The sequence below is a fragment of the Geoalkalibacter subterraneus genome, from assembly GCF_000827125.1.
Classification (GTDB): Bacteria; Desulfobacterota; Desulfuromonadia; order Desulfuromonadales; family Geoalkalibacteraceae; genus Geoalkalibacter_A; species Geoalkalibacter_A subterraneus.
The window spans coordinates 2256242-2277454 of record NZ_CP010311.1; the positions used below are offsets into that span (position 1 = coordinate 2256242).

Consider the following 21213-nt stretch of genomic DNA (forward strand, 5'->3'; position numbering starts at 1 on the left):
CCTTTCTTTCCACTCAAATAAAACTTATGGCGGGTGATGACAACCGCTCACCGGCCATGCAGATTAAAGATCAAGGGAACGAGCGATTATAACGAGTTGCTTTGCGCTCCGCAAGAATTCGCAGCAGCCGGTTTTCGCCACAGGCGTACCAGGCACCAGAGGATGAAAACTCCACAGGCAATGGGCAGAATATCGCCCCAGGAGCGGTACAGACTGAACCCCGCCCCCAACCGGACCTGCGCGGAGGAGACCGCCGGCTCAAAAATCGGGGTGGCCTCCAGTATTTCACCACGTGGTGAGATAAAGGCTGAAATGCCTGTATTGGCGGCCCTTGCGGTCCAGATACGATTTTCGACTGCGCGGAACCGGGTCATAGCCAGATGCTGATAGGGAGCGGACGAACGTCCGAACCAGGCGTCGTTGGTGATATTGACCAGCAGATCGCTTCCCTGGCGTACGAAATCGCGGGCCAGTTCGGGAAATATCCCTTCAAAACAAACCAGAACCCCTATAGACGCCCCATTCGTCGACAGGGTTGTCACAGTCCCGGGCGAAAAATCGCCGATACCTACCACCAATTTATCGATGAACGGCAAAAAAGTCTTGAGCGGAACGTATTCACCAAAGGGGACCAGGTGAACTTTGTCGCTGCGTCCGAGAATCTCCCCCCCAGACGAAAGCAGAAATGCACTGTTGAGATAGCGATATTCCTGGTTGACCTGTTCGTACGCCGGACTGCCGAAAAGCAGGTATCCGTCAATGAGTTGCGGTACCCTTCTGACCTGCCGGCTTAAAACGCTGCTTTCCTGAAAATAAAAAGGCGTTGCGCTCTCCGGCCAGACCGTCAGATCGGCAGGGCGATCACCTGCCGCCTGCAAACTCAGATCGCGGTAGGTATTGACGGTATGTTGCTGGTATTCAGGGTTCCACTTGACCCCCTGATCGATATTACCCTGAATCAGGTTGACCGTCAGCGAAGAACCTTCGGTCTCTGCGCCATTGAGCCGCATCCCGCCATAGCCCAACGCCGCAGCCAACAGCAGTAGCAGAACGGAGGTGCCGAACACGGGGAACCTTCGTTCCCCCTTCCGGCTTCTAAGGATTTCAAGCCCCACCGCATTAGCCATGATCAGCAGGAAGCTCAGACCGTAGACCCCGAACAGATCGACGGATTGCAGGAGCAGCAAGCGCTCGTGCTGCGTATATCCCAGGGTCGCCCAGGGAAAACCGCTCAGCAGAAAAGAACGCAGAAATTCAAAAGCAATCCAGGAAACCGGCAGGACAAGGATCAGCGACAGGTTGAAACGTCGGCCGATATGGACCGCCGCCCATAAGGCCGCGCCCCAGTAAACAGCGAGATAAACGACCAGCATCAGGTAAGCCGCAACCGAAAGCAGCGGATGCAGCCCACCATAGGTGGTCATAACAATATTGAGCCAGTAGAGAACCACCGCAAAAAAAACGAGGCCGGCAATAAATCCGGAACGGAAAGGGCGCTCTCTGCCCACCCACAGCAGAGGCAGCAGGCCGATCCAGGCCAGTTCCGCCAAGCCAGGGCGGGGAAAGGCCAGCGCCATGAGCAGTCCCGAGGCGACGCAGGCCCAGAACTTGAGAGATGAAAGGGTGGCAGGAATCATCAGGAGGTCGAGGCATCCGCATCAGAAGGAACCCGGTCGACTCTGATCTTGCGGATCTTCTGGTGGTCACATTCTTCTACAGTCAGCAGCAGGTCGCCGTCCCGGACCTGCTCCCCTTCCCGCGGGACACGCCCCAGAAGGTTAAAGACATAGCCGGCGACGGTATCAAACTTTTCGCGCTCAACATGCGTGGCAAAATAATCCTCGAAATCCTCGATATTCAAACGGCTGTCAACCATGACGCTCCCGTCGGGCTGAGCCTGGAGCCATTCCTCCTCAAGATCGTACTCGTCCTGAATATCGCCGACGATCTCTTCGATCAGATCCTCGATGGTGATCAATCCGGAGGTGCCGCCGTATTCATCAACTGCAATAGCCAGGTGAATGCGCTGCGTCCTGAAATCCTGAAGAAGTTCCTGGATATTTTTGGTTTCGGGGATAAACAGAGGCGTCCGCATGACCTGCGTAACCTCGATATCGCTTGCATTCCGACCCCAATAGCGCAGGAGATCCTTGGCATATACAATGCCGACAATGTTGTCCGGCGAGCCTTCATAGATAGGGATGCGCGAATGCCCGCTCTCGATAATGGCTTCAAGCACCTCACAGATATCGGCGGAACTTGCACAGCAGACCATGTCGGTACGGGGCACCATGATTTCACGGACCAGGGTATCACCGAATTCGAAGATGGAATGAAGCATTTCCCCTTCTCCTTCGTTGATAATCCCGTCTTCTTCAGATTCCTCAATGATTTCCTGCAGTTCCTCTTCCGTCAACGCCCGACGGCGTCCGCGAAAAAGGCGCTCCAGCAGTGAACGAAAACCTGTCTTGCCGTTTAGTTTGACGATGGGCTGATTGCCGCTACTGTCATCTTCCAACGTTCTTATCTCCCTTTCCAGTTGAAATTGCAGCCCCAAGGATTCTTTTTTGCAAAACCACCCCTGGGGCTTTCACCTGAAAACCAGAAAAATCAGCAAAGTGGTGACAACGCCAAGCGTTGCACCGGCCAGCACCTCGAACAGAGTGTGAATATTCATCAACAGACGGCTATGACTGACCATAATCGCCAGAAGCAGTGACAAGAGGATATAAACCGCGCCCACTCCGCTGAGCGATACACAGGTCGCGATACTGAATGCCACGGCACTGTGCCCGCTGGGCATTCCGCCGCACAGAGGGGTTCCGCGTCCGGTCAATGATTTCAGCAGAACCACCAGAATCACAACCACCAGGATGGCCACCACGGCAACCAGCCCCGGGGGTGGACGCAATATCGCAAGGGATTTGTCCAGATGCGGAATAAAATAACCCGAAAGAGCCAGGTATCCCAGCAGCACCGCCCCAACGCTGGCCATCAGGACCGCCCCGGCGGCCACATCCTTGATGGTACGCGCCAGGGGGTGGTAATCGGGCGAGACCATGTCGACAACGACCTCGATAGCGGTATTGAACAACTCGGCAAACAGAACGAAAATCGCCGCCAGCGTCAGAAAAATGAATTCCAGGGCACTGACCCGCAGCACCAGGCCCAGAACCAGCAGCGCCAGCGCAGCAATCATGTGAATCTTCATGTGGCGCTGGGTCTTGACCGCCCAGAGGATGCCCTCGATCGCACAATTGACGCTTTGGTACCAATTGGGTGGCTTGAAATCTTTTGGATTTTCTGGGTCAGGAGAGGAATTCACGTTCAATTTCCGAAAAAATCTCCCGTTCGCGGGCTTCCATCAAACGGGCCTGCTCCGCGGTGCCACGCTCATGGTCATAGCCCACAAGGTGAAGCATGCCATGCAGCAGCAGAAAATAAAGTTCGCCGACAAAGGGTTGTCCAGCCTCAGCGGCATCACGTGCGGCAGTCTCGGCAGAGATCACCACGTCACCCAGCAACAGCGGGGAGACGTCGCCTGCCTCCCCTTCCTGCATGGCAAAGGAAATCACGTTGGTCGGCCGATCCTTGCCCAGGTAGTCGCGGTTGATCTCCTGGATCCGATCATCGTCGACCACCAGAATCGACACTTCGCCCTTAGGACATTCCAAGGCGTTTAAGATCTTCTGCGCCACCTTTCGGAGGGTCCGCTTCTCGATCCTTTGTTTCCTTTGCAGGTTCTCGATTTGTATCCTCAATGACTTTCTTCTTTCCGCCGTCCTTGTCCCGCTCTTTGTAGGCCGGCTCGGGATAATCGACTCGATGGTGAAAAATACCCGCCAGAATGCGATTAAAGCTTTTGGCGATATTGTTCAGGTCCTTTAGGGTCAGCTCACACTCATTGAGTTGGCCGTCGATAAAAATGTTGTTGATGATTTTCTGCACCATCCCCTGGATGCGCGCAGGGGTCGGCTCGGTCAGGGTTCGGCTGGCCGCTTCAACCGCATCAGCCAGCATGATCAGAGCCGCCTCGCGGGACTGCGGTCTCGGCCCTGGATAGCGGTAGTCGCGCTCGTCGACCTGCTGAACACCGGGGTCTTCCTTGCTTTTGGCCTTGTCGTAGAAAAACTTGATCAAGGCGGTCCCGTGATGCTGCCGGATGATGTCAACCAGTTGCTCTCCGAGCTTGTTTTCACGGGCAATCTCAACCCCGTCCTTGACATGCGCCATAAGGATAAGTGCGCTCATGGAAGGGGCGAGCTTATCGTGCTTGTTTGCTGAATTCCCCGTATTTTCAATAAAATAAAGCGGCTTTCTGATTTTCCCGATGTCATGGTAATACGCAGCGACCCTCGCCAACAGAGGATTGGCGTTGATTTCTTCAGCAGCCGCCTCGGCCAGATTGCCAACGATAATGGAATGATGATAGGTTCCAGGTGCCTGCACCATCAGCTCGCGCAGCACTGGAGCATTCATATTGGCCAGTTCCAACAGTTTGATATCGGTCGTATATTTAAAGACTGACTCGATCAGAGGGATCGTGCCATTGACGATAATTGCGCACACGATACCGCCGGCCAGCGCAAACCCCATCTTGTGCAGCAGGTGGATATCCACCATGCGGCCGGCCATGAAATGAATGGCCACCACCGTCCCCACATTGACCAGCGAAATCCACATACCGGCGCGATAAAGGGTCGACCGGGTCTTGCAGTGACGAACCCAGTGAGCGCCGGTCACGCTGCTGACCAGGGCAAAACCTGAAATGACCAGGCTGTTGCCGAAAAGCACGCCGATCAGGACCGAACTTAACGCCGCAAAGACAAAGGCGATCTCGGAATTGAGCACCAGCCGCACCAGCATCGCCCCGACAGCAAAGGGGAACGCATAGTAATAACTGGTGGATTCAATATAGGGGAAGGCACTTTCGAGGGCGGTCGAAACAAAAATGGAGAGCTTGATCAGTATGAAAAGCCCGGTAAAGGTCAGGCTGATAAAAAGCAAGTCACGTCCATTGGGACGGTATTTGCGGATATTGCGCGTGGCAAAACGGTGCCCGACAAGCACCAGGATCAGGGTCGCCAGGAAAAGCCCGAACCCCATGGTCAATACACTGTAATCGCTGCCGATATCACGCATGGCACGCAGTTTCTTGATCTGCTCCTCATTGACCCGCTCGCCTTCGCGAACGATCATTTCGCCTTTTTTCACCTGAAAAAAGACCGGCGTCACCGAGGCCATTGCCGCAGTTTTACGTGATTCGGTTTCTTCCTTGTTAAACGTAAGGTTGGGACGCAGAAGGCGCTGAGTCAGGGCAAAGAGGACTTCACGCTCTCTTTTTGACAGCGCTTCGACCGAATCGAGCCGCGCCCGCAGCATCTCCTGCGCATCTCCCATACCGATGACCTCGTCGCTGCGGCCGACAGTATTTTCCTGCTGACTTCTGAGATCACGCACAACAACGCCTTTTTCGGCGTCGTTGAGAAACACCTTGCGATTGGCGACAATCATGGGGACAGAGGAAAAATTGAGCACCTGCCGAATGTCGTGCAGAAGATCATCGGAAACCGGCAGACGACTCAGGACACTGAATTCCTCATCAGAGATCCCCGCATCGAGAGCATCTTCCAGCGTCTGCCTGATTTCGGGATCAGGTTCTTCGCCCTCTGCCAGGGGGTCGATGATCCTCAGCGCCTGAATCAGACGGTCGCCGAGTTCCGCCGTGACCTCAGCGTCGAAATCATAGACTGGCCGCACGGCCTCCCGTGCCTCCTGACGCTTTTTCTCGGTCAGTGCCTCATCCGGGATCATCATATTGCGCGGCGCTTTGACGTCCCGGGAAGCCACATCACCGGGGCTGTAATAATCGGGGACGAAACCACCTTTGGGCACAATGATGACAGTAAGAACCAGGCAGAGAAAAAGCAGGAGAATCCGGTTCTGCTGCGCCTCGGTCAGTACAATCGGAATGCGAAAAAAATAAAAAGTATTCTTTTTCGCAGCGGATAAATCCGTGGTTTTTTTACCGTTTTTAGTCATAAATTAGATATCTGCCTCATGACTCTGCGGAGGCCGCGGCCTTTTCATAGGCCTGCACGATCGACTGCACAATGGGGTGGCGTACCACATCCGCATCCGTAAAATGATTGAATGCAATGCGCTCGATCTTTTGCAGCACCCTGACCGCTTCCAGCAATCCCGACACTTTTCCCGTGGGCAGGTCGGTCTGAGTCACATCGCCGGTAACAACGGCGCGACTGCCAAAGCCAAGGCGGGTCAAAAACATTTTCATCTGTTCGGGTGTAGTGTTCTGAGCCTCATCCAGAATGACAAAGGCATCGTTAAGCGTGCGCCCACGCATGAACGCAAGAGGCGCAACTTCGACCACGCCCTTTTCAATAAGAGCCTGCCCCTTTTCAAAACCCATCATATCATACAGGGCATCATACAGCGGGCGCAGGTAAGGGTTCACCTTTTCAACCAGGTCTCCGGGGAGAAACCCGAGACGCTCCCCCGCCTCAACGGCAGGGCGTACCAGCACAATGCGGCTGACTTCCTTTTTGAGCAGAAAGGCCAGGGCCATCGCCATGGCAAGGTAGGTTTTTCCTGTTCCGGCAGGCCCGATGCCGAAGACTACATCATTGTTGCGCATGGCATCGATGTAGGCTTTCTGCGTCAGACTTTTTGGTGAGATGACTTTTTTGCGGAAAGAGACAAAAACCGTGTCGAGAAAGATGTTTTTGAGATGCGTCCCCGAATCGGCACTGAGAATGCGCACCGCATAGTCGATATCCGTCGGATAGACGGGATAGCCCTCGCGCATGAGGTCCAGCAGTTCCTCCAGCAGACGCTTGGCCAGCGCAACCTGCACCGGATCTCCCTGCAGGTGAACTTCACTGCCCCGCGATCCAATCCGGATTTTCAGAATCCGTTCGATCTGCTTCAGATTTCGGTTCTGCTGGCCGAACAGGTCGGCAGCCAGGTTCCGATCTTCTATAAGGAACCTGTCCTGAATATCGTCTCCGCTCAAAGACATCCCTCGTTATAAACCCTGAGCGGACATGCCGCGCCGGGCTTGGATTTTCTATCCGTTCTTCAAAGAAGAAACACTAGCACCACCACCGCAAAAAAATCAAATTCTTTTACGTCCTACCGCCGCGGGCGGAAACCGTGCAAAAGAACTCTTTGCTTAAACGACGAAAATTGCTATAAATGCCGGGCTTACAAAGTTCAGCAATCTTTGACGGCATTCAAGCAGAAGATCGCCTTGGCTTTAAAAATACAGCCGCGGCACTGACTGCTTTCCGCTTGCCAGTGCAGCGACTTTGCCACGACAGGATCAACCGATCAATTCACACAAGGGGGAAAGATCAAAATGAGCGAAATCCAGGATATTTATGCCCGCGAAATTCTTGATTCCAGAGGCAACCCGACCGTTGAAGTCGAGGTTTACCTTGAGAGTGGAGCCATGGGGCGTGCGGATGTTCCCAGCGGCGCTTCAACCGGTGAGCGTGAAGCGCTTGAGCTGCGCGATGGAGACAAAAGCCGCTATCTCGGCAAGGGTGTCCTGAAAGCCGTTGAAAATGTCAACGAAGTCATCGCTGAAGCCCTGCTCGGCTGGGAGGGATCGGATCAGGTCGGCATCGACCGCAAGCTGATTGAACTCGACGGCACCAACGACAAAAGTAAGCTCGGCGCCAATGCCATCCTTGGCGTTTCGCTGGCCTGCGCGAAAGCTGCTGCCGAAGAATCAGCCCTGCCCCTCTATCAGTATCTGGGGGGCTCCAATGCCAAGGAACTGCCCCTGCCGATGATGAACATCCTCAACGGTGGAGCTCACGCCGACAATAACGTCGATATCCAGGAATTCATGATCATGCCGGTAGGCGCGGACTCTTTCAAGGAAGCCCTGCGCATGGGGGCCGAAATCTTCCACGCCCTGAAGAAAGTCCTCAAGAGCAAAGGATACAATACCGCCGTCGGCGACGAGGGCGGATTCGCACCCGACCTCAAGAGCAACGAGGAGGCACTGGAAGTCATCATCGAAGCGATCAAGGATGCCGGCTACAAGCCTGGCGATGAAGTGGTGCTCGCCCTTGACGTTGCCTCTTCCGAGCTCTTCAAGGATGGAAGCTACCACCTCGAGAACGAAAAGCAGCCCGTGAAATCAGCCAAAGAGCTTGTCGACTTCTACGAAGACCTGGTCGATCGCTACCCGATCATCTCCATTGAAGACGGCATGGCCGAGAATGACTGGGACGGCTGGAAACTGATGACGGAGCGCCTGGGCGACAAAATTCAGATCGTCGGCGACGACCTGTTCGTCACCAACACCGACATTCTGCGGGAAGGAATCGAGAAGGGCATCGCCAATTCGATTCTGATCAAAGTCAACCAGATCGGCACACTGACCGAAACCCTTGATGCCATCGAGATGGCCAAGCGTGCCGGCTACACTGCGGTCATCTCCCATCGTTCAGGCGAAACGGAAGATACCACGATCGCCGACCTGGCCGTCGCCACCAACGCAGGGCAGATCAAAACTGGCTCCCTGTGCCGAACCGACCGCATCTGCAAATACAATCAACTGCTGCGCATCGAAGACGAACTTGAGGGCGTCTGTATTTTCGGCGGGCGCGACGTTTTCTACAATATCCGCAAATAAGAATTGATTTTGAAGGTATCAGGCCCGCAGGAGCAATGAGACTCTTGCGGGCCTTTTTCTATTGCCGCTCTGAAAACACCGAACATTTTTTAATTGGGCGCGGGCGCTTATATATGGTAATTTCGCAACACCTTCCCAGACAACACTCTGAAAAAAAATAAAGATAAACGCTTTTCCACCGGGAGCCTTGTTTATGAATGCACCTCTCCATTCCATGATTCTTGGCACAGGACACGCTGTCCCCGAACGCATATTGACCAATAGCGATCTGGAAAAAATGGTCGACACCTCCGATCAATGGATCGTCGAACGTACCGGAATTCGACAACGCCACATCGCCCCCCAGGGAACCGGCATTTCGCAGTATGCCACTGAAGCGGCAAAACAAGCACTTGAAGATGCAGGCCTCGATCCCCAGGACATCGACCTGATTATCCTCGGCACTGTGACCGGCGACTACAAGTTCCCGGCGACCGCCTGCCTTATTCAGCAAAACCTCGGCATCGAGCACGCTGCCGCTTTTGACCTCTCAGCCGCCTGCTCCGGCTTCCTCTACGGTCTGAGCCTGGCCGACAGTCTTATTGCAACAGGAAAACACCACAACGCCCTGGTGATTGGAGGGGAGGTTCTTACCAGCATGGTGGATTGGACCGACCGCAACACCTGCACACTTTTCGGCGACGGCGCTGGAGCGGTGGTTGTTGGCCCTGCCCGGGATGCCTCCGGCATTCTCGCCACCCACATGGCCTCGGACGGTCGCTACCACCACCTGCTGATTAACCCGGGATGCGGCAGCATAAACCCGCCTACGCCCGATAATCTCCATCTCCATGCCATCCAGATGGAGGGACGCGAGGTTTTCCGCCATGCGGTGACCACCATGACCGACGCCCTCGCCAAGGTTCTTGAGAAAGCCGGAATGGGCATTGAGGATGTTGACCTGCTCATCCCCCACCAGGCCAATCTGCGAATCATTCAGGCGGTCGGCAAAAAAGTCGGCATCGACGAAGACCACATCTATATCAACGTCGACCGTTTCGGCAACACCTCGGCCGCATCGATCCCCATTGCGCTTGACGAGGCCCGGCGGAATGGAAAGTTAAAGAAAGGCGATGTCGCTGCTATGGTGACGTTTGGAGCAGGCTTTACCTGGGCGGCAGGACTGGTGAGGCTGTAGACAGGCTATTCCGCAAAAAAAAGCCCACCAGGAGGTGGGCGATGCAAGAGAGGAAAGACCGAGAGATTTTTTACAATCCGATCAGCCGACGAAATTGAGGATCAGGGCACCGAATCCGATGCAGCTGGCGACAATGATAAAGACCTGTACCGCGAAATAAGATGTCCGAGTTTTCGATTCCATGACGCCTCCTTTTCTGTATATTCCCTTTAGAACAATGTTATAACCATAAGGCCAGGTTATGTCAAGGTGTTAATTTTTACCATTTCTATTGACAACCATTTTTCAAAACAATGTTATTTGATTTATGGGATTTTTTGATCTTGATCATTCTTCTGGTTGGATAATCGCGTCAATCCTCTTCTCATCAATGGTTTCCTCCTCAAGCAGCACCTGAGCCAATTCTTCGAGAAGATTATGTTTCTCCTTGATGATTTTATCCGCCTTGACTTCTGCCTCTTTGATGATATTTTCGATTTCGCGGTCGATCAGCCACGCCATTCTTTCACTGAAGGTTTTCTCCGTAGCAAGCTTTCTCCCAAGGAATGGGTGCTCTTCGCCGCGACTGAAGAACACCGGGCCGATCCGTTCACTCATCCCCCATTGGCACACCATTTTCTCCGCGAGTTCAGTCACCTGCTTCAAATCATTCTGTGCCCCGGTGGACACTTCTCCAAAGATGGACTTTTCGGCCGCCCTGCCGCCAAGACTGACCGCAAGGCGGGTTTCAAGATATGAACGCGGATAGTGATAGCGATCGTTCTGCGGAAGCTGCTGGGTCACACCAAGGGCCTGCCCGCGCGGAATGATCGACACCTTGTGGACCGGGTCCGCTCCCGGCGAAAAGCGCGCCACAAGCGTGTGACCGGCTTCATGGTAGGCGGTGATCTTCTTTTCCTGCTCCGTGAGCATCAGTTTGCGCTCTGCACCCATCAGCACGCGATCCTTTGCATCTTCAAGATGTTTCATGGTGACGCGCTCTGCATCCTCGCGGGCGGCAATCAAGGCGGCTTCATTGACCAGGCTTTCCAGGTCGGCTCCGCACATGCCAGGAGTTCCGCGCGCCAGCACTTCGAAGTCAACATCATCCGCCAGGGGAACATGACGGGTGTGAACTTTGAGGATCTCCATACGCGCCCGCCAATCAGGTCGGTCAACGACAACCTGACGGTCGAAACGGCCTGGCCTCTGCAATGCCGTGTCCAGTACATCGGGACGATTTGTGGCGGCCAGTACGATCACCTCGCTGTGGGGTTCGAACCCATCCATTTCAGACAACAGCTGGTTGAGGGTCTGTTCGCGCTCGTCGCTGCCGCCCCCCAACCCTGTACCGCGGGAGCGACCCACCGCATCAAGCTCATCAATAAAAATGATGCTCGGCGCATTTTTCTTGGCATTGGTAAACAGGTCCCGCACCCTGCTGGCTCCCACCCCGACAAACATTTCAATAAATTGAGAGGCTGAGATGGAAAAAAAGGGGACGCCGGCCTCCCCCGCAACGGCTCGCGCCATGAGCGTTTTTCCTGTTCCCGGGGGGCCGACCAGAAGAATGCCGCGCGGCACCTTGCCGCCGATCCGTTGAAACTTGCCTGGTTCACGCAGGAAATCAACAATTTCGCGCAGATCCTGTTTGGCCTCTTCAAGTCCGGCCACGTCATTGAAGGTTACTTTTGATTCCTCGCGGGTATAAAGCTTTGCTCCGGATTTGGAGATATTGCCCATAAAACCGCCGGGACCGCCTTTGCCGCGCATGCTGCGCAACACAAACCACCAGACACCAAAGATAAGGATCCACGGCAGCATGTACAGAAGCGCATTGACCCAGAACGGATCTTTGGCAGGAGGCTTGGCGGAGACCTCCACGCCGGAATTTTCCAGCAGAGCCATCAGTTCAGGATCATCGATAGGAGGAAGGGTTGTACGGAAGGACTCAAATGGCTGAACAGTTTCATTTCCCCCAAGCGCATCTTGCCGGGGTTCTGCGACGGGTTCCTTAAAATTCCCGGTCAGCTTATCGCCCTGAATAGTGACCTCAGATACATTATCCTGTTGCAAAGCCTTCTTGAAACGACTGTAGCTGATCTCCAGAGATCCCTGGGGAGCAGGCTGATTCGCGACATAGAGTACATTGAATGCCGCCAGCAGCAGAAAAAGAATGATAAATTGTCTCCAGAGATTTTTATTCATGACATCTCCGCTTCTGGAAATTCAAACAGATCGGGTCCCAAAGCCCCTGCACAAGAAAACCCCTGCCAATCCAACAGGTTCGACAGGGGTGCATAATTAAGATGTCGGCGTCACCAGCTCATCAACAGCAACTCAGCCGGCTCTGCGGTCTTCCTCTGCCTGAAACCAGCGCTCGAACCAGGTTCGGTGATCTTTTTCGGCGAGAAGCTGCAGATCTTTCGGCCCGAGCCAGACCCCGCCGCAATCGGGGCATTGATCCATCGGGACATCCCGAAATACAAGTTTCTGCAATGGCTCGCCACATTTGGGGCACCGATCGTGGCAGCACTCCCGGATCAACCGTTCTTTCGAAACCTCGCGCAACTGTGAAATCTTCTCCTCTTCCAACTTGCGGAAGTAAAGATTTTCCAGCGCCTTTTTTCTTTCTTCCCAGAGATCAGTCATAAGAATCACCTCATCGAGGAAACGAAGTTATAACCTTTTCTTTGCTTCGAGTATACCCGAGGACGAGGTGTTCGCAACCGCAGATCGCCGAAATCCTTATGAGATTCGGTAGAAACCGGCACCGAAAGATGCCCCCTTGCCAAGATTCATCAGCGCTCCGACCCGCAACAGCCAGGCGATGTCCCGCAGGCCCTCCCCTGCGATCTCAAGAGTCCCGCTCACCCCGCCAAGATCCTGATGGGCAACGGAACCCTCAAGAGTGCGCCAATCACGCCAGGTCAGGGAATTCTGTATTTCATGGATCTGGGTGCGCGAAATTTCTTTATAACGTCGAGGATCATCCACGATCTCAACGCCAAACTGGGCATAAATCATAGATGAGACGCGACGCAGAACAAACGGGAAAATTTGATCGAAAGCAGGTGTGAACAAAGGTCTGCCGTGCGAAATAAGACGCGCGGGAGTGACAAACTCCAGGAGAAGTGAGTGGTCATCGTCGATTTTTCGGTCAAGCCACCAGGAAAGGGGGATTAATGGCGGCGTCAGCATATCGAGCGGTTGCCCGAAATTCCAGAGTTCAACGTCCTCGTTCGCAGCATTTTCGGCAAAGATTTCTACGAGTTCAAAACACCCTTCACCATTGTGCAGACCTTTATGCCCCAACGCCTGCAAGACGCGCGCAAAATGAGACATGCGCGTCAAACCCTTTCCCCAGAAAACAACCCGCAGATCCATGGGGTCGCCGCAATCGAGCAGTCGACACTGCAGGGGGTCTGGTTGAAGGACAAAAGCAGGGCCGGGGCGTTGAAATCTTTTCAGCGCCACTGGATCTGTGGCTAAGGGTGGTTCAAAAAGATCGGCAAAGGCATCCTGACCATCGACTGCTTCATCAAGAACCTGCCGAGCCGTGGCACGTAAATCCCGGCGCAAACGAAGCATCCGCTCCAGGTCAAGGTCCATAGATTCCTGAAATTCGAACACGAATCGGGCACAAACAAATTCAAGATGAAAAATCGCCTCGGGATATTCAATCATTGAAAATGAATCCTTCAAATTGCCTTTAAATCAGGTATCTGCTAAGGTGTCGACCCGATATGGATGATGCCGACTCAGTTGTGTGCGTCCAGGATTTCCTGATGAAAACCAACTTTTACCCACAGCATACCTGATTACATTCGCCGGAGAAAATCGATAGCCATGCTGAAATTCGACCTGATAAAAAAAGACCCGACCACACGGGCACGGCGCGGACGAGTCACCACCCCGCACGGCACCATTGAAACGCCTATTTTCATGCCGGTCGGCACCCACGCAGCGCTCAAGGCCATGTCGCCCGCTCAGGTCGAAGAAACCGGGGCGCAGATCATTTTGAGCAACACCTATCACCTGCACCTGCGTCCCGGTGAAGGGTTGATCAGCAAGGCCGGAGGCCTGCACAAGTTCATGAGCTGGGATAAGCCGATTCTGACAGATAGCGGCGGATTCCAGGTTTTCTCCCTACCCAAAAAGAAGATTGCCGAAGATGGCGTCTATTTCCGTCACGAAATCAGCGGCCAGGAAATCTTTCTTGGGCCCGCGGAGGCAACCCGCATCCAGAACGAGTTGGGAGCCGACATCGCAATGGCCTTTGATGAGTGCATCCCCTATCCCTCCACTCATGCCTATGCGGCCCAGTCAATCAAAAAAACACTGCGATGGGCCGAAATCTGCATGAAGAGCCATGCGCGCCCGGACCAGGCGCTGTTCGGCATTGTACAGGGCAGCACATTCGAGGACCTGCGCCGCGACTGCGCAAAGGCCCTGGTTGATATGGATTTCCCAGGCTACGCGGTGGGGGGAGTCAGCGTCGGTGAAGGTCTTGAGCTTCTCAAGAAGGTGGTGGATTATACTGAGCCGTTTCTACCGGAGAACAAACCACGCTATCTCATGGGCGTGGGCCTGCCCGAAGATATTCTTGAAAGTATCGAACGCGGCATGGATATGTTTGATTGCGTTATTCCCACCCGCTATGCCCGCAGCGCGACACTGTTCACCAGCCATGGGCGGCTGCGCCTGACACACCGCCGATACCGCAGAGATTTCTTTCCGGTGGACCCGGCCTGCGACTGTTACTGCTGCCGCAATTTCAGTCGTGCCTACCTGCATCATCTTTACAATGCAAACGAAATTCTATCGGCGACTCTTGCCGCAATTCACAATGTGAGGTTTTATCTCAACATGGTTGCGGGAGCCCGCGATGCCATCGAGCAAGGGACATTCGCTGAATTCAAGCGGGAGTTTCTTGCCGAATACAATTCCCAGGGAAAATCCTGAATCAGTCGATCAACTGCAGGATTCATTACAGAAGCCCCCGGTTTTTCCGGGGGCTTCTGTGTTAATTGGTTGCGACGACAAAACTGCTGGGAAAGCCCTGAAGGGTGAATTTCTGAGCCGCATTTTCGGCGGATTCAAGTGACGTGTATTTTCCCGCGCGGACCCTGTAGAACAACTGATTCTCCACATAACCGCGTTCGATCGCCGAATGCCCCTCGCGGTCCCGCATCTGCGCTGCAAGCCGCTCGGCGTTTTCGAGCACGGTAAAAGCGCCGATCTGCACCGTATAGCTTCCCACATCGTAGGAGGACGGCGCACGATAACTGACTTCACCGTCAGGCCCTGTCTGTCGGTATCCCAAAGCTTCCACACGCACAGGTGCGGTTCCCGGCCCCACAACTCCAAGCTCTTTGGCCGCCGAATAAGAAAGATCGATGATGCGCCCCTTCACGAAGGGGCCACGATCGTTGAGCCGCACAATCGTCTCGCGGCCATTGCTCTTGTTGGTGACACGAACAAAAATACCCAGCGGGAGCGTTTTATGCGCAGCGGTCATGTCGTGCATGTTGTAGACCTCGCCATTGCTGGTTTTTTTGCCGTGAAAATCCCTGCCGTACCAACTGGCGAGTCCGTCTTCAACAAAACCTTCATGGTCCAGCAAAGGGTGATAGCGCTGCCCAAAAACTTCGTAAGGCTTCTGCCATCCTTTGAGTTTCTGGTTCTGCGGCGTCTCGATCACCCGGCTGCGGGGCGGCTCCTCCATGAAACCGGAAGCACAGCCCGCAAGCATCACGACCAGCGAGATCAGCCAACACCACTTCATTGATGTACAGAGACTATTTCTCATAAAACTTCGATTCACGCTTCCCCGCTCAATCTTTATGAGTCTTTTTTACATCATTGCCGCAGAACCGCGGGAGTGAGATGGCCCATCATCCCTCTTCCTGCCCAGACAAACTACTCCACGACCACCGACATGGCCCGGAACTTCTGGTAGCGCTGCTCCACAAGTTCCTCCCCGGACATTTCCTTGAGCTGCTCCAGGTGTTTTGTCAGCGACTCCTTGAGTTTGGCAGCCGCCTCCGCAGGATTGATATGGGCGCCTCCCAGAGGTTCCGGGACGACTTCGTCGATGACGACCTTGAGTTCCTTGATGTCCGCGGCCGTGAGCTTGAGTGCCTCTGCGGCGATGGGGCCCTTGGTGCCGTCGTTCCAGAGAATGGCGGCGCACCCTTCAGGGGAGATCACAGCATAAACGGAATATTCCATCATCAGAACCCGGTTGCCGACGGCGATAGCCAGCGCCCCGCCGGACCCCCCTTCGCCGGTAATGGTGATGATAGTCGGCACAGTCAGTGCCGCCATCTCACGCAGGTTGCGCGCAATGGCTTCAGCCTGGCCGCGCTCCTCGGCACCGATTCCGGGGAAAGCACCAGGCGTGTCGACAAAGCAGAAGATCGGCAGACCAAACTGCTCGGCCATCTTCATGACGCGCAGGGCCTTGCGGTACCCTTCCGGGTTGGGCATGCCGAAGTTGCGATAGACTTTTTCCTTGGTATCGCGTCCTTTCTGGTGTCCGATGACAGCGCAGGGCTCAGCGTTGAAGCGGGCAAAGCCGCAGACCAGTGCCGGGTCGTCACGAAAATTGCGATCCCCGTGGACCTCGAACCAGTCAGTGAACATATGCTCGATGTAATCGAGGGTGTAAGGCCGGTTCATGTGGCGGGCCAGCTGGGTGCGCTGCCAGCGGTCAAGATTGGAAAAAATATCTTCGCGCAGTTTGGCGGCCTTTTTTTCAAGTTTCTTAATATCGCTTGAAAAATCGACATTATCGGTGGAAAAGTCGCGCAACTCTCTTATTTTGCGTTCCAGTTCAAAAATCGGCTTTTCAAAATCAAGGTAAAATTGCATGGATATTCTCCTGTGTCAGGATCCCTTCAGCTCTTAACCGCCAACGGGATCACTCGAAAGTAATAACATTGTATCCAAAGAGTTTCTCGGCCGCTTCCATCATTTCATCGCTTGGGGCAACATTCAGGGTATCGGGAAGGCCGACAACCGTCTCAAAATGATTGGGCACAACCAGGTGAAGAAAGGACGCGCAACGCCCTGGAAACTGTTTGATGATGTTCTTGAGTCCGCGCAGCTGTTCTTCGTCCAGCCCGGGCGAAGTCAGCCGAAAATGAACCTTGCGGGTCTGGCGTTCCTGCATATCGCGCAACGAAATCACCTCGCTCGCCATCAGTTTGCAGGTCTCCTCCCCCACATCCAGAGTTCCACTGACAAAGATCGGGTCCTCACCCTTGATCAGGTCCGAACTTGCCGCATAGACCTCGGGAAACAGCACCATCTCGACCAAACCGCTCAAATCCTCCAGGGTCGCAAAGGCCATGCGGTCACCTTTTTTGGTGGTCAGCTCCTTGATGCCTGCCACGATACCACAGACCTTGACCTCCTCCTTGTCGGCGCGGTCGTGCAAAGAAGCCGCATCGCAGGTGGCAAAGCGCCGAATCGTATCCTGATAACGCGCCAGGGGATGGCCCGTAATGAAAAATCCAAGCGCCTCTTTTTCAAAGTTGAGCAGAACCTTTTCCGGCCACTCTTCAACCTCGGGAAGTTTGCCGTGTCCGTTGCCGGAGGACGAAACAATCTCCTCCATGCCGAACAGCGACTCCTGCCCCATGGCGCGCTCGCGCTGCAGGCGTTGACCGGCATCCATGGCATCCTCAAGGGCTTCCATAAACTGCGCGCGACGCCCGTCGAGCGAATCGAAGGCACCGCACTTAATGAGCGCTTCCAGAACTTTTTTATTGACTTTCTGCAGATTAACCCGCTCGCAGAAATCATGCAACGAACTAAATGCCCCTTCTCGCCTTACCTCCAGGATGACCTCGATGGCCGAGCTGCCAACCCCTTTGACAGCGCCCAGTCCGAAACGGATGGCATTATCGTGCACAGTAAAACTGCGGTCGGAAGCGTTGATATCGGGGGGCAGTACCTCTATCCCCATGGAGCGTACTTCGGCGATGTTTTTCACCACCTTGTCGGTATTCTCCATATCCTCGGTCAGAAGCGCTGCCATGAACTCAACAGGATAGTGTGCCTTGAGGTAAGCCGTATGGTATGCCACCAGGGCATAAGCAGCAGAGTGAGATTTATTGAAACCGTAAGCGGCGAATTTCTCCATGAGATCGAAAACGGCTTCGGCTCTCTTGGGATCGAGGTTGTTCTCCTTCGCCCCTTTGAGAAAGATCTCCTTCTGCTTGGCCATCTCTTCGGCTTTTTTCTTACCCATGGCACGGCGCAGCAGATCCGCACTCCCCAGGCTGTAATTGGCCAGCACCTGGGCGATGAGCATGACCTGCTCCTGGTAGACGATAACGCCGTAAGTGTCCTGCAGGATCGGTTCAAGCTGGGGGAAATCGTAGGTGATCTTCTTCTTGCCGTGCTTGCGCAGAATAAAATCATCGACCATCCCAGAACCCAGGGGACCGGGACGATAGAGCGCGCAAACGGCAATGATGTCCTCGAAGCATGAGGGTTTGAGCTTGACCAGCAGCTCTTTCATTCCCGAGGACTCAAGCTGGAACACACCTGTCGTCTCCCCACGGGAGAGCAGCTCGTAGGTTTTGGGGTCGTCGTCGCCGATCAGCTTGAGGTCAAAATCAGGCTGCTGGCCCTCGCGGACCAGACGCACCGCATTGTTGATGACCGTCAGCGTTTTGAGGCCAAGAAAGTCGAACTTGACCAGGCCGATCTTCTCCACATATCCCATGGAGAACTGAGTCACCTGTCCGCCCGATTTGGGGTCGACATACAGGGGGAGGTATTCCGTCAGATCATTGGGAGTCACCACTACGCCGGCGGCATGGGTGGAGGCATGGCGTGTCAGCCCCTCAAGAGCCAGTCCGACGTTGAACAGCTCCTTGATCTTGGCATCCTTGTCGATGAGTTCGCGCAGTTTGGGCTCCTGCTTGAGGGCCTCATCGAGGGTAATGTTAAGCACGCCCGGGACGAGTTTGGCGATTTTATCCACCTCGCCATAAGGGATGCCCATGGCGCGCCCGACATCACGCAGCACCCCTTTAGCCGCCATGGTGCCGAAGGTAATGATCTGGGCGACGTTGGCGGCGCCGTACTTGCGCCGCACATACTCGATGACTTCCTCGCGGCCGTAAATGCAGAAATCAACATCGATATCCGGCATCGAAATACGTTCCGGGTTTAGAAAACGTTCAAACAGCAGGTTGTAGGGCATGGGGTCGATGTCGGTGATGCGAATGGCAAACGCGACCAGCGATCCGGCGGCGGAACCGCGCCCGGGACCAACCGGGATGTCATGATCTTTCGCCCAGATGATAAAGTCGGCGACAATCAGGAAATAACCCGGAAACCCCATCGAGATGATGCAGTCAAGTTCCCGTTCAAGCCGTTCGCGATACCTTTTTTCGTCCTCTTCACTGAGCTCGCGCACCTGCCTGATTTCTTCAAGCCGCTCTTCGAGCCCCGCCAGGGAATCTTCGCGCAGCACATCATCGAGTGTTTTTTCGGCGGGTTTTTCGTACTGGGGAAAATGATAGGTTTTGAGATCAATCTCGACATTGCATCGCTCGGCAATCCGCACCGTATTGGCGATGGCTTCGGGCACATCGGAGAACAGCTCTGCCATCTCCTGCGGTGTCTTGACGTAGAACTCGTCGTTGGGAAACCGCATGCGCGACGGGTCGTCCATGGTTTTGCCGGTCTGAATGCACAGCAGAACTTCATGGGCATGAGCCTGATCGCGGGTCAGATAATGGCAATCGTTGGTCGCAACCAGCGGCAACCCGAGATCTTGGGAGATTTCCTTCAGGCCGCGATTGACGCGTGTCTGCTCAGGGATGAAGTTTTCCTGGAGTTCCAAGTACAAGCGCTCATTATCGAAGATCTCGGCCATTTCACGGCTGCGCCGCAGGGCGTCTTCCATCTTGCCCTGTTCGATCAAGGTCGGGATTTCCCCGCCGAGACAAGCCGTGAGTGCAATAAGCCCCTGATTGTGCTCGCGCAGCAGATCCCAATCCACGCGCGGCTTATAATAGAAACCTTCCCGATAGGCAGCTGAGACAAGACGGCAGAGATTGCGGTAGCCTTCAAGGTTTTCCGCCAGCAGCACCAGGTGATGGGAGGCATCGGAAGAGCCACGGGCATTGCCTTTGGTCAGCCGCGACCCTTTGGCCACATAGACCTCGCACCCGAAAATCGGCTTGATTTCGGCAGCCCGTGCGGTCTGATAGAACTCGATGGCCCCGAACATGTTGCCATGGTCGGTGATGGCCAGCGCGGGCATTTCCAGCGCGCGCGCCCGCTGGACAAGATCGCCGATTTTGATGGCGCCGTCAAGCAGACTGTATTGAGAATGCAGATGAAGGTGTACAAAAGGTGTTTGGCTCATGAATTATCAGATCCGCAATGGTGAAAACGCGGTTTGAGGTTTGAAAACAGGAGTGATTTAAACGCAATCATCGGAAGAGATCGCCTGACACTGAATGTTTTTAATCAGGATAAATATCAGACCCGTAATAAAAACGAGCGCCGATTATCGCACACCCCCTTTAACAGGGTCAACGACGTATGCGAGATGTCGTCTCTCTTCAAAAATGGATCACAGCACGCTGATTCCGAAATGTTCCAGCATCTCGACCAGCTTAATCAACGGCAGTCCGATCAGGGTGGTGTAGTCATCCCCTTCCAGGCGCTCCATCAGAGCGATCCCCAGCCCTTCGACTTTGAAAGATCCGGCACAGTCCACAGGATTTTCCCGGCGAACGTATTGATGAATCTGCTCGCGCGTCAGGTTTTTCAACCGAACTCGGTAAGTAGAGTAGTCAGCGGCAATCTCACCGGTTTGACTGTCGAAAACGCACAATCCGGTATAAAACATGTGGGTCTTGCCGGACATCAGACGCAACTGCTCTTCGGCGCGCTCAAACGTGCCGGGTTTTCCCAGAACATGGCCGCGAGCGTCGACGAAGACCTGGTCTGCTCCGATAATCAGGGCATCGGGGTATTTGTCTTTCAGGCTTCGGGCTTTTTGAACGGCAAGGTGCCTGACCAGCAGTTCCGGCGCAATCCCCTGATCGATGATCTCTTCACCCTGAGGGGCCGAAACATGAAAAGCCAACCCCAGCCGGCGCAGCAGCTGCAGGCGATAGGGACTCGTTGATGCCAGAACAAGACGACGGGTCGGTTCGATTTCAGACATGGTAGCCATGAAGTATCTTTAGCCTAAAGAAATCTGTTTTGCAACAGGGCAGAAGATGGACTTCGGAATTTTCTGCACAAGTCCATTTTTCTGCTCGGTTTTTCACTGTAAAATTTGCGACTCTCGCAAAACCCCTATTCTCAGGTGGTCTTACAGAAGTTGATAACAGGGCGATTTAGCCTA

16 protein-coding genes are annotated in these 21213 nt (G+C 54.3%); 3 read left to right on the forward strand and 13 right to left on the reverse strand.

What is annotated here, in order from left to right; all coding sequences use genetic code 11:
• Positions 1-86: 86 nt before the first annotated feature.
• The 6 genes from lnt to GSUB_RS10515 form a co-directional block, all read right to left on the reverse strand.
• Positions 87-1637 (reverse strand): apolipoprotein N-acyltransferase, encoded by a 1551-nt coding sequence (lnt, locus tag GSUB_RS10490; RefSeq protein WP_084211946.1) that lies wholly within the window; start codon positions 1635-1637, stop codon positions 87-89.
• Complete coding sequence (locus GSUB_RS10495) at positions 1637-2518, reverse strand: hemolysin family protein (protein WP_318025913.1); 882 nt, start codon at positions 2516-2518, stop codon at positions 1637-1639. Before GSUB_RS10495 ends, lnt begins: the two co-directional genes overlap by 1 nt.
• Positions 2519-2590: 72 nt before the next feature.
• On the reverse strand, positions 2591-3325 hold the full coding sequence (locus tag GSUB_RS10500; protein WP_052464855.1) for a diacylglycerol kinase: 735 nt from the start codon (positions 3323-3325) through the stop codon (positions 2591-2593).
• Positions 3309-3761, reverse strand: a complete 453-nt coding sequence (gene ybeY / locus GSUB_RS10505) for an rRNA maturation RNase YbeY (RefSeq protein ID WP_040200717.1) — start codon at positions 3759-3761, stop codon at positions 3309-3311. The genes GSUB_RS10500 and ybeY overlap by 17 nt, the downstream gene beginning before the upstream one ends.
• Positions 3661-6042, reverse strand: coding sequence for an HD family phosphohydrolase (locus GSUB_RS10510; protein WP_084211948.1), 2382 nt, complete (start codon positions 6040-6042; stop codon positions 3661-3663). The genes ybeY and GSUB_RS10510 overlap by 101 nt, the downstream gene beginning before the upstream one ends.
• Before the next feature lie 16 nt (positions 6043-6058).
• Complete coding sequence (locus GSUB_RS10515) at positions 6059-7039, reverse strand: PhoH family protein (protein WP_040200718.1); 981 nt, start codon at positions 7037-7039, stop codon at positions 6059-6061.
• A gap of 339 nt (positions 7040-7378) precedes the next feature.
• Between GSUB_RS10515 and eno the strand changes: the two genes are divergently transcribed.
• A complete protein-coding gene (gene eno, locus GSUB_RS10520; RefSeq protein ID WP_040200719.1) occupies positions 7379-8668 on the forward strand; it encodes a phosphopyruvate hydratase in 1290 nt (429 codons plus the stop codon).
• Between the two features lie 193 nt (positions 8669-8861).
• A complete protein-coding gene (locus tag GSUB_RS10525) occupies positions 8862-9845 on the forward strand; it encodes a beta-ketoacyl-ACP synthase III (protein ID WP_040200721.1) in 984 nt (327 codons plus the stop codon).
• 327 nt (positions 9846-10172) lie between these two features.
• On the opposite strand, the gene ftsH is transcribed toward GSUB_RS10525, so the two are convergent.
• From ftsH to cas6, 3 genes are all read right to left on the reverse strand, one after another.
• Entirely contained in the window at positions 10173-12032 is a 1860-nt protein-coding gene (ftsH, locus tag GSUB_RS10530; RefSeq protein ID WP_040200723.1) for an ATP-dependent zinc metalloprotease FtsH, read from the reverse strand.
• A gap of 132 nt (positions 12033-12164) precedes the next feature.
• Entirely contained in the window at positions 12165-12476 is a 312-nt protein-coding gene (locus GSUB_RS10535) for a zf-TFIIB domain-containing protein (RefSeq protein WP_040200725.1), read from the reverse strand.
• A 96-nt stretch (positions 12477-12572) separates the two neighbouring features.
• Positions 12573-13511, reverse strand: coding sequence for a CRISPR system precrRNA processing endoribonuclease RAMP protein Cas6 (cas6, locus tag GSUB_RS10540; protein ID WP_040200726.1), 939 nt, complete (start codon positions 13509-13511; stop codon positions 12573-12575).
• 162 nt (positions 13512-13673) lie between these two features.
• Between cas6 and tgt the strand changes: the two genes are divergently transcribed.
• Complete coding sequence (gene tgt / locus GSUB_RS10545) at positions 13674-14789, forward strand: tRNA guanosine(34) transglycosylase Tgt (protein ID WP_318025914.1); 1116 nt, start codon at positions 13674-13676, stop codon at positions 14787-14789.
• Between the two features lie 61 nt (positions 14790-14850).
• Here the strand turns inward: tgt and GSUB_RS10550 are convergent, their stop codons facing one another.
• The 4 genes from GSUB_RS10550 to GSUB_RS10565 form a co-directional block, all read right to left on the reverse strand.
• Complete coding sequence (locus GSUB_RS10550; RefSeq protein WP_052464856.1) at positions 14851-15612, reverse strand: septal ring lytic transglycosylase RlpA family protein; 762 nt, start codon at positions 15610-15612, stop codon at positions 14851-14853.
• 134 nt (positions 15613-15746) lie between these two features.
• The gene (gene accA, locus GSUB_RS10555) at positions 15747-16700 is read right to left on the reverse strand and encodes an acetyl-CoA carboxylase carboxyl transferase subunit alpha (RefSeq protein WP_144401999.1); all 954 of its coding nucleotides are present in this window, start codon (positions 16698-16700) and stop codon (positions 15747-15749) included.
• 49 nt (positions 16701-16749) lie between these two features.
• Entirely contained in the window at positions 16750-20220 is a 3471-nt protein-coding gene (dnaE, locus tag GSUB_RS10560) for a DNA polymerase III subunit alpha (protein ID WP_040200729.1), read from the reverse strand.
• A gap of 210 nt (positions 20221-20430) precedes the next feature.
• On the reverse strand, positions 20431-21039 hold the full coding sequence (locus tag GSUB_RS10565) for a Maf family protein (RefSeq protein ID WP_235269783.1): 609 nt from the start codon (positions 21037-21039) through the stop codon (positions 20431-20433).
• Positions 21040-21213: the final 174 nt, after the last annotated feature.